9 protein-coding genes are annotated in these 14,415 nt (G+C 48.8%); 8 read left to right on the forward strand and 1 reads right to left on the reverse strand.

All coding sequences use genetic code 11. The features are described from left to right. Nucleotides 1–1,199: IS110 family transposase (locus tag ACOZB4_RS00005; RefSeq protein WP_379407201.1), on the reverse strand; the 1,199-nt coding region annotated here is incomplete at its 3' end. Nucleotides 1,200–1,613: 414 nt separating this feature from the next. Here ACOZB4_RS00005 and ACOZB4_RS00010 point away from each other — a divergent pair. The 8 genes from ACOZB4_RS00010 (at nucleotide 1,614) to ACOZB4_RS00045 (ending at nucleotide 14,413) form a co-directional block, all read left to right on the forward strand. After that, entirely contained in the window at nucleotides 1,614–2,735 is a 1,122-nt protein-coding gene (locus ACOZB4_RS00010; protein ID WP_379416256.1) for a glycoside hydrolase family 88 protein, read from the forward strand. Further along, on the forward strand, nucleotides 2,725–4,893 hold the full coding sequence (locus tag ACOZB4_RS00015) for an alginate lyase family protein (RefSeq protein WP_379416254.1): 2,169 nt from the start codon (nucleotides 2,725–2,727) through the stop codon (nucleotides 4,891–4,893). The genes ACOZB4_RS00010 and ACOZB4_RS00015 overlap by 11 nt, the downstream gene beginning before the upstream one ends. A gap of 68 nt (nucleotides 4,894–4,961) precedes the next feature. Next, complete coding sequence (locus tag ACOZB4_RS00020) at nucleotides 4,962–6,686, forward strand: sensor histidine kinase (protein WP_379416251.1); 1,725 nt, start codon at nucleotides 4,962–4,964, stop codon at nucleotides 6,684–6,686. Then, nucleotides 6,683–8,272, forward strand: a complete 1,590-nt coding sequence (locus tag ACOZB4_RS00025) for a response regulator transcription factor (RefSeq protein WP_379416249.1) — start codon at nucleotides 6,683–6,685, stop codon at nucleotides 8,270–8,272. Before ACOZB4_RS00020 ends, ACOZB4_RS00025 begins: the two co-directional genes overlap by 4 nt. A 360-nt stretch (nucleotides 8,273–8,632) precedes the next feature. Further along, nucleotides 8,633–9,553, forward strand: coding sequence for a carbohydrate ABC transporter permease (locus ACOZB4_RS00030; RefSeq protein WP_076326113.1), 921 nt, complete (start codon nucleotides 8,633–8,635; stop codon nucleotides 9,551–9,553). 12 nt (nucleotides 9,554–9,565) lie between these two features. Beyond that, the gene (locus ACOZB4_RS00035; RefSeq protein WP_379416246.1) at nucleotides 9,566–10,408 is read left to right on the forward strand and encodes a carbohydrate ABC transporter permease; all 843 of its coding nucleotides are present in this window, start codon (nucleotides 9,566–9,568) and stop codon (nucleotides 10,406–10,408) included. A gap of 150 nt (nucleotides 10,409–10,558) precedes the next feature. Then, nucleotides 10,559–11,941: an ABC transporter substrate-binding protein gene (locus tag ACOZB4_RS00040; protein WP_379416244.1), complete on the forward strand. Its 1,383-nt coding sequence runs from the start codon at nucleotides 10,559–10,561 to the stop codon at nucleotides 11,939–11,941. 120 nt (nucleotides 11,942–12,061) lie between these two features. After that, nucleotides 12,062–14,413, forward strand: coding sequence for a glycoside hydrolase family 95 protein (locus tag ACOZB4_RS00045; RefSeq protein WP_379416241.1), 2,352 nt, complete (start codon nucleotides 12,062–12,064; stop codon nucleotides 14,411–14,413). The last annotated feature ends 2 nt before the right edge of the window (nucleotides 14,414–14,415 follow it).

The following is a 14,415-nucleotide window of genomic DNA, read 5'->3' on the forward strand; positions in this document are numbered from 1 at the left end:
ATGCGAGCAAGCTTCCCGCACAGCTTCATGATCGACTTCATACCTTTCATGTTCTTCACTTGTTTGTTGTACTGATGCAGCGCCCGAAATTCTGGATTAATGGAAACCATATGAAAGACCGTCATGAAAAGAAGTTTTCGCAGTCCAGGTCGCCCTCGCTTCGTGATTTTCACTTCGCCCTTGTAGGTACCTGAGCTGTTTTCAGACAGATGTAAGCCAGCTAACCGAAGGACTTGGTTACCATGAGTAAAGCCGCCCAAATCACCCGCTTCACTGTATAACGTGGCCAGCGTAATATCATTCATACCTTTAATGGTACGAAGGAGCTTTGCTGTGGGAATGCTTCGAAGGAGTTGACTCATCTTTTCTTCCAGTTGATTCAATTGGTCGTTATACATCTGCAGTTGTTGCAGCAGTAACGATATACTAAGTTTGGCTTCCTCTACACAATTCGGAATGGCAGCTGTCCGTTGCGCGGCATGGATGAGGGCAGCGGATACCTTACGGCTGCCTGCGCGCTTCAGTCGTTTTCTCCACCCTGCGATAACGTCTTCAACCGTTAAGTGGCGAAGATCGGATGGATGCGCAAATTCGGCCAACGTTGCGAGTGCCGTCTTCGAGGTGATGTCCTTAAATACCTGTTGAAACTCAGGGAAGTACATGTCAGTCCACCGATACATCTGGTTGACGACACTGGAGACTTGCTTGGTCACAAAGTCTCTGGTGCCCACAAGCTGCCTAAGCGCCCGATACGGCTCGGCGTGAATATGAGTTTCAGAATAGTATCCATTCTTCACCATGTCGGCAATGACCAAGGCATCTTTGACATCGTTTTTAGTTGGAGAGTTGTCCCGGTTTTCTTTGTTACGCTTCACTTGAAACGGGTTAACGAGAACGAGCTCGAGCAGCCTCTCTTTAAGCCAGAACGCAAGGTTGAACCAGTAGTGACCGGTTGGCTCAACGCCAAAGATGACATCGGTCTTGTTAAACTGGAGCATTAGAGCTTGCATCCACTGATATAACTTTTCATATCCTTCGAGATCGTTAGAGAACACAAGGTAGGAACCTCGTTCAATGCCACGATAGTCTGTGGCACGTGCGACATGTTTAAATTTTGCAATGTCGATGCCAATGATGAGATGATGGCTGGTTATACGTTCAATTCGTTGATTTTGTTTAACTGATTGTTTAAACTTCATAATAAGAGCACCTTCCTTATGATGTTGTGGTTGTCGTAGTAGACACCTTTCATCATAAGGAGGTGCTCGTTTAATTTCAAAGCCGAAATTTAAGAGCATACAGGAATGCTTTGCCCCCACATTTCGTCCCTGCTCAGAATCATTCCAAGAAATGTGGGGGCAACAGCGATGGGAGGAACGATTCGTACATGGGGCGTCTTCTAAGAGCAAGAAGGGGGCCTTCCGAAAGATCTAAGAAGCCCCTTTTTTTGGTTGGATTCGAGCGAAAAGGAACAGGCTTGTTCCATTTCTACCACCCTAGAGACCCGAAAGTCAAAATATTGCACATCAAGGCAAAAATCGGCTCTACAAGAACGGGGTGACTCTCCTTATCATGAATCGTAATCATGATCGATTTGAAGGGAGTAAGAGGTTATGTGGAGCAGTGCGATTAAAGACGCCGTAGAGAAAATCCGGAAGAACATGGATACCTACGGGACAAGATTTCCCCACGTCAGTAGGGACGGAGCTTATTTGTTGAATGACAATGACGACTGGACGAACGGCTTCTGGAGCGGCCTTCTCTGGCTATGTTATGAATACACAGGTGACGAGGCCTTCAGATTGGGGGCGGTGCGAACCGTAGAAGATTTCCGCCAACGCTTTGCGGATAAGCGGGTGCTGGATCATCACGATATCGGATTTCTGTATTCCTTGTCCTCCAAAGCGGAATGGATCGTTGATAAGAACGAGAGTGCCCGCCAATTGACGCTTCAGGCTGCGGACTTGCTGCTGAAACGCTGGCGTCCGGGCGGAGGATATATTCAGGCCTGGGGTCCTGAAGGGGATGAACAGGAGGGTGGCCGCATCATTATCGATTGTTTGATGAATCTGCCGCTCCTGTTCTGGGCTGAACTGCAAACCGGAAAGTCCCAATATCGAGAAATTGCAATCATGCAGGCGGAGAAGACAAGGCGTTATCTGGTGCGGGGAGATGACAGTTCATACCACACCTTCTTCTTTAATCCGCATACCGGGGAGCCGATCGGAGGTGCTACGCATCAAGGCTATACGAACGGGTCGACATGGACGCGGGGACAAGCCTGGGGCGTATACGGCTTCGCATTGGCTTACCATTATACAGGAGATCATGTATACCTCGAGACTTCTAAAAGAATGGCGAGGTATTTCCTTGCGCACTTACCGGGGGATCATGTCGCCCTTTGGGACTTTAATGCTCCCGTAACCGCCGAGACTTATCGCGATAGCTCGGCCTCCGCTATTGTGGCAGCAGGCTTACTGGAACTGATTGGACATTTGGAGGAGGAGGATCCCGATAGAGCCGACTTTGAACAAGGTCTGAAGGATTCCATGACCTCGTTGGTACGAAATTATTCCACGATCGGCCAAGAGGCAGAGGGCCTGCTGCAGCATGGCTCTTATCATGTGCGCGGCGGATTGTCCCCGGATGATTTCATGATCTGGGGGGATTATTTTTACCTGGAAGCTTTGATTCGGATGGAGACCGGCAGCAAGGGGTACTGGTATGAACGCTGATGCTACGGAAGCTTCGGTGGATGCCGTTTTAGCGGTTTTGAATCTGGAGGATCCCGCCATGCGTCCGATGCAAGATGCAGACGACCAAGGTCAACGGCACGATATACTGAGTAAGCTGCACAAGTACTTCTCTTGTCGGAGGACACCCGGATGGTGGACGAGCAGTGAGGATAAGCAAAGAATTACGGAATATGTGAAGCATTACTGTGCAGATGAACTGGAAACCGTGATGAAGACAGCGGATGAGGTGGTGCGGCAGACGTTCCTGTTCCGCTTTCCATGGGATATGGAACGGAGTGTAGTGCCGGTCACATTTGCCGGTGATATTGACTGGTGCCATATTCCCGATCAAGACGTGGAGTGGGCTTATATGCTGAATCGCCACCGTTACTGGGTGGCGCTAGGACAAGCGTATGCGATGACAGGCGATGAGAAGTATGCGGAGGTGCTTGGCCGCCAGCTTGAAGACTGGATAGATCGGAATCCTGTCCCCCAAGAACCTACGACGGATACGTTGACATGGCGCCCGATCGAAGCGGGCCTGCGCAGCGCGAACTGGATCAAGGCACTTCGATACATGATCGGCAGTCCATCCCTGACTCCATCGCTGCTTAGTAAAGCGCTGATTTCGCTTCACGAGCATGGGGAGTATCTGGATGCTTCCTTCACCAGCTGGAAGCATATCAGCAACTGGGGTGTTCTGGAAACTTGCGGTTTATACCATATTGCACTGTTCTTCCCCGAGTTTAGCAAGTCGGCAAGGTGGCGGGAAATGGGGGAAGAGAGACTGAAGGAGACAGCTAGACTTCAGATCATGGCGGATGGCATTCACTGGGAGCAATCGCCAACGTACCATCATGAGGTGCTGGCTTGTTATCTTGACTGCGTTCACCTCGCCAATCTCAACGGGTTGGAGCTTGACGGTCCATTTCGGCGTACGGTCCGCGAGATGGCCGGAGCCTCCCTGTACTGGGCGAAGCCGAATCACAGGCAGCCGATGCTGGGAGACAGCGACGACAGCGATATCCGTTCCATTCTGACCTATGCCGCGTGGTTATTTGGGGATTCCGTTCTGCGCTTTGGCGGCAATGCTCGGCCGGATTATGATAATGCCTGGCTGTTCGGCATAGAGGGAATCCGTGATTATAAAGCAATGGTTCCCTCGGAACCGCTATACCTGAGCAGAGCATTTACCCATTCCGGTCATTATACAATGCGAACGGGCTGGGACGAAGAAGCACTATACCTTTATTTTCACTGCGGTCCGCTCGGGGGAGGTCACGGGCACGCCGACATGCTGCACATAGATCTCCATGCCTACGGCTGTGACCTGCTCACTGATTCTGGAAGGTACAACTATAGCGATCATACACCGCTGAGAACAGCATTAAAGGAGAGCTCGGCCCATAACACAACGGTCGTTGACGGAATCGGGTTTACCGGGGTCAAGGACACCTGGTCTTTCGATCGGATTGCCGGGCCTCTGGGCTGCAGATGGATTAGCAGGCCGGAGTTTGACTATGTCGAGGGGGCGCATGACGGCTATCTCTATGGGAATGAGCCGTTGTATCCGCGCAGAAGGATCATCTTTATCAAGCCATACTATTGGCTGCTGATCGACAGCTTGGTGTGCCTTGAGCAGCATACCTTTACTCAGCATTTTCATTTTCCACACCCTCCAGGAGAAGTCTTGATGGAAGCGGAATCATTGATTTGCCGTACAAACACCCTTGGGGAAGCGAATCTATCCATCATCCCCGTAACCACAGACGGCATGCGTGCGGAAGTGGGCGAGGGCGTGATCTCCCGTGAATATAACCTGCTGGAACCTAATGCGAATGCGGCCTACTCCAGGACTGGGAAAGGTTTGATCAGCATCATGCAGGTGCTCTATCCTCATCGTCCAGGCGAAACAGCCGCTCCGCGAGTCCGTAAGGTACCTGTATATCGTCATACGGGTGAGCAGGTTCATGACGGGCAAGCTGAGGCATGCGGGGTTCAGCTCCCGGGAATGGAAGAGGAGTTTATTCTCGTTGTTAGTCACCGTGCGCCATCCGGTCATTATGATTCTTATGTGGTGGAGGGCATGCAGATCTTCGGAGAGGTTGTGCTGATGACCCTCCAAGGCAGAAATAAGCAAGTAACCGTAATCATTTAATGAATGCTTCCGGCACAGAGGACTGATAGAATAAAGAGGACAATAGCATAAGAGAGGCGCAGAGAAAAATGTTCAAATTCACCTACTACAAACGCATCCAGCTGTCGTTTCTTTTGCTGATCTTTATTCCGCTGATTGCGGTTTCTATCATTTCGTTTGTTCTGATCCGGGATACGATGGTAGAGAAGCTGCAGCTCAGCAACGAGAATTTCCTGAACGTCATGACGGATGAGCTGAGCAAGACAATTGACGATGTAACGTTTGCTTCCCATTTTATCGTGAACGATACGAATGTTCGCAATATCCTGAAGTCATTTGCAGACACAAAACGGCTGGCTACTTATCAGGATTATGTGCATTTTAGACAAATTCAGGATGTGTTTTCCCTGATCAACTCCAAGCCGCTGAATAATAACGTCCGCATGTACTTGGTCAACCGTCAGCATTTCGTCATCTCTTCCGGCACGGAGGATTTGACCGCCATTAACGGAAGTGTCGACAAGCTGATGCAGCGCGTCGATCTCAATAAACCGGAAAGCCTGCAATGGCTTGGGATGGCGGGCGGCGACTCGGCAGGGAAGGGGAAAAGTTACTATATCGCCAGGGTCATTTATGACAGTCGCGAGAAGAGGCAAGTGTCCGTATTGCTCAGCGCCATTTCCGATACTTACTTCGACAGGCTGCTTGGTACGGTCGACTTTGGCAAGGTGGCGCTCTTTGATACAACAGGGGAATTCATCGCAGGCGACTCGGGGCTAATCCCGAATCATACGGAGACTAAGGGCAGTGTCCGAACGGACAGGACCATTTTGAAATCGAACTGGAAGCTGGCCTATGAGGCTTCGGAGAAAGAGTGGTCGGGGCAAATCTCCCGGACTTTTTATACCGGTCTAGCCGGGGTCATTCTGCTGTTTCTCGTTTTCTCCGGGATGTCCATCCTGATCGCCAAAAGGCTGCACAGTCCGATTCTCAAGCTGCAGCGGGTTGTACGCCAGTTCGGAATGGGAAACCTGGATGTCAGACTTGAGGTCAAGGGCAAGGATGATATCGCCGAATTGGGGCAGACGCTGAATACGATGCTGGATCAATTACAGCGGCTGATTCACGATATCGAACAGGAGCAGGAACAGAAGCGGGTGATGGAGCTCGAAGCCTTGTTTATGCAAATTCGCCCTCATTTTTTGATTAACACGCTGAATTCGATCAAGTGCAGTCTGATCTTGACGAAAGATACACTTCATAGTGGAATTATTGATTCCTTGATGAGTTTGCTTCGAGCTTATCTCAAGGTCAATGAGCCGGCCACTTTACGCGAGGAATGCAAGCTGCTGGGCCATTATGTCGACATTATGAAGATCCGCAATGAAATCCCGCTTCATTTAGAGGTCGATCTGGATCCGGAAACCGAGGGGCTCATTTTGCCGAAACTTATTTTGCAGCCTGTCGTTGAGAATGCCATCGTCCATGGGCTTGTCGATCATCAGACTCCACGCATTGAGATCCGTTCCCGAAGCAATCCGGACGGAGTCCGAATTGAGATTACAGACAATGGCTTCGGGGCCGATGAAGATATGCTCCAATGTCTGAACCGTAGGCTGGGAAAACCAAGCGGCGAGCAGGATGGAGCTTATGAGAGAGTGGGTCTAATGAACATCGTCCAAAGACTCCGATTGACCTTCGGACCGGAAGCGAGTTTGACACTCGCCAACCTTCCGCAGGGTGGAATGTCAGTTTCACTGTATTTGCCCCAAAGTCATCATCATGGTTTTTTACCGGAGGGAGAGGAAGAATGATGTATAGAGTAATGCTCATTGACGATGATGTTCCTATGCTCAAGGTACTGCAACAGATGATTGACTGGGAGGCAAACAATCTGCAGATAGCCGGCAGTACGTATTCCAGTGCGAAAGCGCTGCATATGTTTGAGGAATTACGTCCGGATATTGTCATTACGGATATCGGACTGCCGCAAAAAAACGGCATTGAGTTGGCAGACCATTTTATTCGCGTGAAGCCGGAGGTTCGGATTATCTTCCTGACCTGTCATGAGGATTTTCATTACGCCCAGCAAGCTGTAAAGCTGCAAGCGGATGATTATTTGATCAAGGATCAGCTTACGGCTGAGCAGTTGGAGCAGAGTCTTGGCAAATCCATGCACTTGTTAAAGACGCGGGCCGGTCTGATTAATCGCGAGGCGGCGAGTTACAACAGCGAGCTCTTTCGGCAGGATTTGCTGCAAAGGGTAATCAATGGCTCGCCGTCCGAAGCTACTTTGGCTTATGCGGCACAGATCGGCATCTCTTGGACGTATCCGTGGTTTATGCTGGGACTGGTCAGCATTCAACTGTCCAGCTTTGACAAGCGTTTCAGACAAACGGAATTTCCACTGATTTTATACGCAGTCTACAATATCGCGACGGAATTGTCCGAATCGTATGAAGGAATTACGCCGTTCATGGAGCAGGGAAACATTGTGATTCTTCATAACTTTAGGGTGAATCTCGCACAAAATGCCAGCTTGAATCTTCATAATTATCTGCAGCGGCTGTGTTACCAGTGCGTTCACTTTCTGAAAATTCAACCAAACGTTATCGCGGTCACGGACAAAATGGAATTAAGCTCGATTGGTTCTATCTATCAGGAAATTCTCCATGGCAAGTGCGAGTTTTACGCAAATACCGACTATACGATATCCGAAATTTCGCAAATAAGGTCGCGTTGGTTTCAAGCTGCGCCACAGGGGTTTCTTGACAGCTACGTTTCAGAGCTCGAACGGATGCTCATCAAGCAGGATCTCGACGGAATACGTGCTGCGCTTCAGAAGATCGCCGGGACCACAAAAGAGCTGTCGATTGATCCGAACGACTTTGCCAGGGACCTTTCTTCCATGCTTCGCGGTATCGAGCTGATGTTCTCCAGTCTGAAATTCGATGAGGATCTGTTTGCCTATCTTGCTTTAGCTCGCACCTTGGAGGATATGATGGAACTGGTGGAGAGAAAGCTGATTCAGATTATCGGAACCCGGCAAACGGGAGTAGGAAGCTCCCCGAATGAGCCGAAGCTGCAGGTGATCCAGCAATATATCGATCAGCATCTTGACGATAACATCACGTCGATCGATATGGCACGCTATCTGTTTTTGAATCCGAGCTATTTTTCGCGATACTTCAAACGGATGACGGGGTTGACCTTCACGGATTACGTGCATCAGTACAAAATGAAGATGGCTACCAAAATGCTCAGAATGTCTGGACAAAATCTGGAGTCTCTTGCTATGGGATTAGGTTATTCGGATCGGACGTATTTTTCAAAAGTGTTTAAAAAATACGTGGGGACCACGCCGAGCGAATATAAAGCGAAGTACACCGCGCGAAAATAAGTGGACTGCTACAGTTCAATTCACATTTACAGCAGCAAGCCGCCTGGCAAAGGCGGCTTTTTAAGATTTAAAAATGTATAAGTTTTCAGCGAAGCGTTAGCAATAATGTATTCGCATTTATATGTTTTGGGGTCCCCGCAAAGTATCTGGAATAAGCATCGGAGCATAGGCTCCACTTTGTGGGGCTTTTTGTTTTGGGGTCCCCGCAAAGTATCTGGAATAAGCATCGAAGCATAGGCTCCACTTTGTGGGGCTATTTTAGGTCAAAATCTTGCACAGGGCTGGTCATAATCCCTCCTTCTTGCCGATGGCGTATGTATTACTATAATGACAACTTACAAATTGTTGAGGTGATGCTGCATGGAGGCTGTACAACAACCAGTGCCCAAGAGCCGGCGGAAGTTTTGGACTCCCAAGCGGAAAGAGGCTTTGATCGGGTGGCTCTTTCTGGCCCCGGAAATCGTCGGAATGCTGCTATTAAACGTATTTGCCCTTGGATTTTCTTTGTATTTGAGCTTATCCGATTGGGATATGCTGTCGGGTGTCCAGGGTATCGAATTTACCGGACTGGATAATTTCATCAAGATGTTCCATGATCCAACCATTATGCAAGCGATAAAGAACAACTTGATCTATATGGTTCTTACGGTGCCGATCCCGATTGCGATCGCCTTGGTGCTTTCGGTATTGATTCACAACAGCGTGTTCTTCAAGAGTTATTTTAAAGTCGCGTTCTTTATTCCTTATATTTCTTCGATCATCGCAGTTGCTGCGGTGTGGAGCGCATTATTCCACCCATCGCTGGGTCCGATCAACCAGTTTCTGATGGACATCGGGATCAGCAGTCCGCCGAAATGGCTGGTCGATCCGAAAACGTCGCTCTTGGCGATTTCGATTATCAGTTCCTGGGCGGGCCTGGGTTACACGATCATAATCTACATGGCTGGGCTCACGAACATTTCGAATGAAATTTACGAAGCGGCGGATATTGACGGTGCCAGTTCGATCAAAAAGTTTTTTGCGATCACGGTTCCGATGCTCCGCCCGACGACCTTCTTCCTGTTGATTACGATGTTGATTGGCTCGTTTAAAGTGTTTGACATCATTGCCTTTTTAACGGAAGGCGGCCCGAACAATTCTTCTACCGTGCTTGTATTCCGCATCTATGAGGAAGGCTTTAAATACTACAATATGGGATACGCTTCGGCCATTTCCTGGTTGCTGTTCGCGATTATCGGTCTGATTACCGCGCTTACCTGGAAAATGAGAAATGAAGAATAAGGAGGGAGAGGAATGTACATGCAGCTACTTCGAAAAAACGTGTCCAAAGTGATAATCACCTTTATCATGGGGGCATTGTCCATTGTGTTTCTCGTTCCGCTTATCTGGATGATTTCCGCGGCTTTTAAATATGAGAAGGATGTTATGCGATTCCCGATTCAATGGATACCGGAAAAGGTGAATCTGGCGTACAATTTCAAGATGGTCTGGATGGGAAGAGTTCCCTTCTATGATTTCTACTTTAATTCTTTTAAAATAGCGATTATTACGACTTTAATCACACTGATTATCTCATCCATGGCAGCCTATGCGCTGACGAAGATTCGCTTTAAAGGACGGAACCTCGTCTTTATGGCCTTGCTCTCGTTCATGATCATTCCGGATCAGGCGACGCTGATTCCTCGATTTTTGCTGATTCGCTGGTTTGGCCTCTACAATACGCATGCAGCCATCATCTTCATGAGCATGTTCTCGATCTACTTCACATTCCTGCTGCGTCAGTTTATGATCGGGATCAGTGATGAATACTTGGAAGCGGCCAGAATTGACGGAGCGGGTCATCTGCGGACATTTGCTTCCATTATGGTTCCGCTGTGCAAGCCTGTGCTTGCTACGGTAGCGATTATTAAATTCATTTGGACCTGGAACGATTACCAGAATCCGCTCATCTTCTTGCTGGACAAGGACTTATACACGATTCCGCTGGGGATGACGCTGTTCCGTGATGACTATACCAACAACTACGCCATTATGATGATGGCGTCCGTATCGGCGATTATTCCGCTGGTCATTGTGTTCATCGCATTGCAAAAGCAGGTTATAAACGGCATTGCTTTGGGCGGGGTAAAAGGTTGATACGAAGTCTAATGTCAACAATCAGAAGTTCGGAAAGTCAAAAATGTAATCCTAGAACCTCAAAATTGTGCACTTGATCCGCCATGCTGGTGCCTATAATGAACATGAAAACAGCACCACAACTAATTTATCTGTGCAGGGGGAAGTAAGATGAAGAAAAAAAGCAAACACAGATTATCCGTCATTCTTAGCACGATCCTGGCGAGCACCCTGGTCTTAAGCGGCTGCGGGAATTCCGGGTCTGAAAGCGGTGCCAGCAAGGACGGTGGAAGCGGTCAGACGGACAAGCAGGTTACCGTCAAGTATTACAACTGGGATAACGAAGCTCAACAGGCGGGTACGGACGCCATGCTCCAGGAATTTATGGATCAGAATCCGAATATCAAGGTCGAACATGTGGTTCTGGTCCCAGGTGATTCCGTGGAAATGTTGAAAAAGCTTGATTTCCTGATCTCATCCGGTGAAGCGATCGATGTTATTCAATTCCCAAGCTTAGGCGGAGTTCTCGAACGCGCCTCACGTGGAGCACTTGCTCCCCTGAACGAGTTCTATGAGCAGGAAAGTCTCGTTCCGGAAGACGAATACTTTGTCAATGCCAAGCTAGAAGACAAGTATTATGGCATGCAGTACACCAAGAGCATGAACTATGTGATGCTCAACAAGGATGCCCTGGATGAAGCGGGACTTGAAGTTCCGAAATTCGGCTGGACTTGGGATGATTACCGCGACTATTCCAAGAAGCTGACCAAGGGCGAAGGCGTAGACAAGCGTTACGGGTCTTACTTCCATACATGGGAGCTTTATATGAACGCTCCGGCGCAAACCATGATGAAAGATCCGTTCGTATATGAGGACGGAACTACCATTCTGGCCGATCCGACTTACAAGTATTTCTTCCAGCTCCGCAAAGATATGGAGGAGACGGACAAGTCGGCCAAACCTTACAGTGACGTACTTGCCGCGAAGCTGAACTACCGTACTGAATTTTTTAATGAAGAAGCTGCTATGATTCTTACAGGCAACTTCACAATAGCGGACCCGGGCAATACCGAGCAATATCCGCATGATTTCAAAACAGCTTTCGCTCCTGTACCTGTGCCTCCTGCGGGAATGGAACCTAAAGAGTATGAAGGAAAATACTTCACCAGCGGCAGTATGCTTGCGTTGGGTGCCAATTCAACCAACAAGGAAGCATCCTTCAAGCTTATGAAATTTATGACAACAGCCGATTCGGACAACAGACTTGAGTTCTCTGGCTACAAGAAAGCGAATAACGAAGAATTGTTGACAAAGCTGGTTGCCGGTAAAGAGGATAAGTACGATATGGATTCGCTGAAATATACGCTGTTTAGCGATGAAATCCAGTATCTTGATGCAGCTAAAGTCATGATGACGGATACTTCGGAATTGACCAAGATCATTGATGACGGCTTTGCGAAATTCATGCTCAGCAACGAGCCGATTGATAAGGTTCAACAATGGATGGTCGATGAGGCTACAAAAATCATTAACGAAAAAGGCGTTGTTAAGTAATCGGGCCGGATGGAATCCTAAAGGTTGATGCTTAGCTATTGATTGGAAGGGCTGTCCTCAGTAATCATACATCTGAGGCAGCCCTTATTCTATTGTGATACTCAAAATAGGAGCAGAGCGATGATCAACGAAACTAGAAAGCTTGTAGAACGACGGCCTGCAAAGGTCTGGACGGAGGCATTTCCCGTCGGCAACGGGAGACTCGGAGCCATGGTATTTGGCGGTGTGTCCACCGAGCGGATTGGTTTGAATGAAGATTCGGTATGGTATGGCGGACCGAAGCAGCACGACAATCCAGAGGCGATACAAAAGCTGGATGATATCAGATCTCTTCTTCGCTGTGGGGAGCTGCGAGAGGCGGAGCAGTTGGCGCTTACACATTTTACGAATGCTCCGCAATACTTTGGACCTTACCAGCCGCTCGGAGATCTGCTGCTTCAGTTCAAGTCCGGCACATCCGAAGTTAATCAATACAGGCGGGAGCTGAATCTGAGGACGGGCGTTGCTTCCGTATCCTGGGAAGAGAACGGCATTTTCTATGAGAGGAAAGTCTTTGCAAGTGCTGTTCATCAAGTCCTTGTCGTTCGTATTTCTGCATCGGAACCTGCAGCTATTCATTTATCAGCCCGGTTAAGCAGGCGACCCTTCGATGGAAACATAAAGCGAGAAAATGAACGTACATTGGCGATGGAAGGCATATGTGGGCCGGATGGTGTTAAATACGCGGCAGTACTTCATGCTTGTACGATTGGCGGCAAGTGTCAAACGGTTGGCAATTACCTCGATATCCAGTCTGCCGATGCCGTTACCTTGCTGTTCGCCGCTCAAACATCGTTTCGCTGTGATGATCCGTACCGGGAGGCACTGCAACAGGCGGGATCCGCTGCATTGCTTCCATATGGTTCATTGCTGGATGAGCATATTGCTGATCATTGCGCTTTATTCGATCGAGTAAGTCTGGAAATCGAAGCGTCTGATACATTGATAACTCCGATAACGGAAGATGGCGCTTCAGAGGCAGAAGATGCACTTGTTGATAGGTCTACTTCGGAGAGACTACAGCTTTATCGGCAAGGGGTTAATGATCCTGGCCTTGAGGCGTTGTTCTATCAATATGGTCGTTATTTACTGATGGCAAGCTCGAGACCGGGGAGTTTACCTGCCAATTTGCAGGGAATCTGGAATGAAAGTTTCACGCCACCCTGGGAGAGTGATTATCATCTGAACATTAATTTGCAGATGAACTATTGGATTGCCGAGACAGGCAATTTGCCGGAATGTCACGAGCCATTGTTCGATTTTATCGATCGGCTGGTCATAAACGGGCGGAAGACCGCGGCATCTCTGTATGGGGCGAGAGGGTTTACGGCGCACACATCATCGAATCTGTGGGCAGAGAGCGGCTTGTTTGGAGCATGGACACCTGCCATTTTCTGGCCGATGGGCGGGGCGTGGCTGGCCCTGCATTTATGGGAGCATTACCGCTATAATCTGTCAGAGTCATTCCTGCGAGAACGAGCTTATCCAGTACTGAAGGAGGCTTCTTTGTTCTTTCTTGATTTTCTTGTTTTTGATGAGAACGGCTGTCTGGTTACTTCGCCCTCGCTCTCACCGGAGAACAGCTATATTAACGAGAAAGGACAGATGGGTTCCTTATGCTCCGGCCCTTCGATGGACTCACAAATTATATATGCATTGTTTACCGCTTGTATTGAAGCAGCGGAGATTCTGGGGATGGATGAGGAATGGAGTAAACAGTGGAGCGGTACGCGGGCAAAGCTTCCTCAGCCCCAAATCGGCCGATATGGACAGGTCATGGAATGGACTGTCGATTATGAAGAGTTTGAGCCGGGTCATCGCCATATCTCACATTTATTCGCTCTGCATCCGGGAGAACAGATTATCCCTCATCGAATGCCCGAGCTAGGAGAAGCTGCCAGGGCAACGTTGGAACGGCGCCTGAAGTATGGCGGAGGACATACCGGTTGGAGCCAAGCGTGGATTACGAATTTCTGGTCTCGACTTGGCGAGGGAGAGAAGGCACATGACAGCCTACGCGAGCTGCTGGCCAAGGCAGTACATCCGAATTTGTTCGGTGACCATCCCCCTTTTCAAATTGATGCCAATTTCGGTGGAGCAGCCGCGATCCAGGAGATGTTGCTGCAATCCCATGGAGGCGAAATTCGCTTGCTTCCCGCTCTGCCGTCCTCATGGTCAAGTGGTTCGGTGAGGGGACTTCGTGCTAGAGGGGGTTATACAGTGAATATCAACTGGAAAGAAGGCAAGCTTGAAGCGGCTGAGATTTATTCTGAGAATTTCCGGAATTGTGTTTTATTTAGCGGGCACCAGCTTGTAATACTTGATTCCACGCATGTTCCTGTACCTATAACATGCCTAAGCTCAGGCTCGGGTTATCAATATACGTTTGCGGCAGAGGGGGAAGAAACCTATCAGATTGTATTAAAAAGATAATG

Origin of the sequence: Paenibacillus sp. NPDC058898 (genome assembly GCF_049316025.1) — a bacterium.
Taxonomy (GTDB): domain Bacteria; phylum Bacillota; class Bacilli; order Paenibacillales; family Paenibacillaceae; genus Paenibacillus_AQ.

Coding starts and splice junctions, on each gene's coding strand:
- ACOZB4_RS00020 (WP_379416251.1), top strand. CDS start 4,962: ATGTTCAAATTCACCTACTACAAACGCATCCAGCTGTCGTTTCTTTTG.
- ACOZB4_RS00030 (WP_076326113.1), top strand. CDS start 8,633: ATGGAGGCTGTACAACAACCAGTGCCCAAGAGCCGGCGGAAGTTTTGG.
- ACOZB4_RS00040 (WP_379416244.1), top strand. CDS start 10,559: ATGAAGAAAAAAAGCAAACACAGATTATCCGTCATTCTTAGCACGATC.
- ACOZB4_RS00035 (WP_379416246.1), top strand. CDS start 9,566: ATGTACATGCAGCTACTTCGAAAAAACGTGTCCAAAGTGATAATCACC.
- ACOZB4_RS00025 (WP_379416249.1), top strand. CDS start 6,683: ATGATGTATAGAGTAATGCTCATTGACGATGATGTTCCTATGCTCAAG.
- ACOZB4_RS00045 (WP_379416241.1), top strand. CDS start 12,062: ATGATCAACGAAACTAGAAAGCTTGTAGAACGACGGCCTGCAAAGGTC.
- ACOZB4_RS00015 (WP_379416254.1), top strand. CDS start 2,725: ATGAACGCTGATGCTACGGAAGCTTCGGTGGATGCCGTTTTAGCGGTT.
- ACOZB4_RS00010 (WP_379416256.1), top strand. CDS start 1,614: ATGTGGAGCAGTGCGATTAAAGACGCCGTAGAGAAAATCCGGAAGAAC.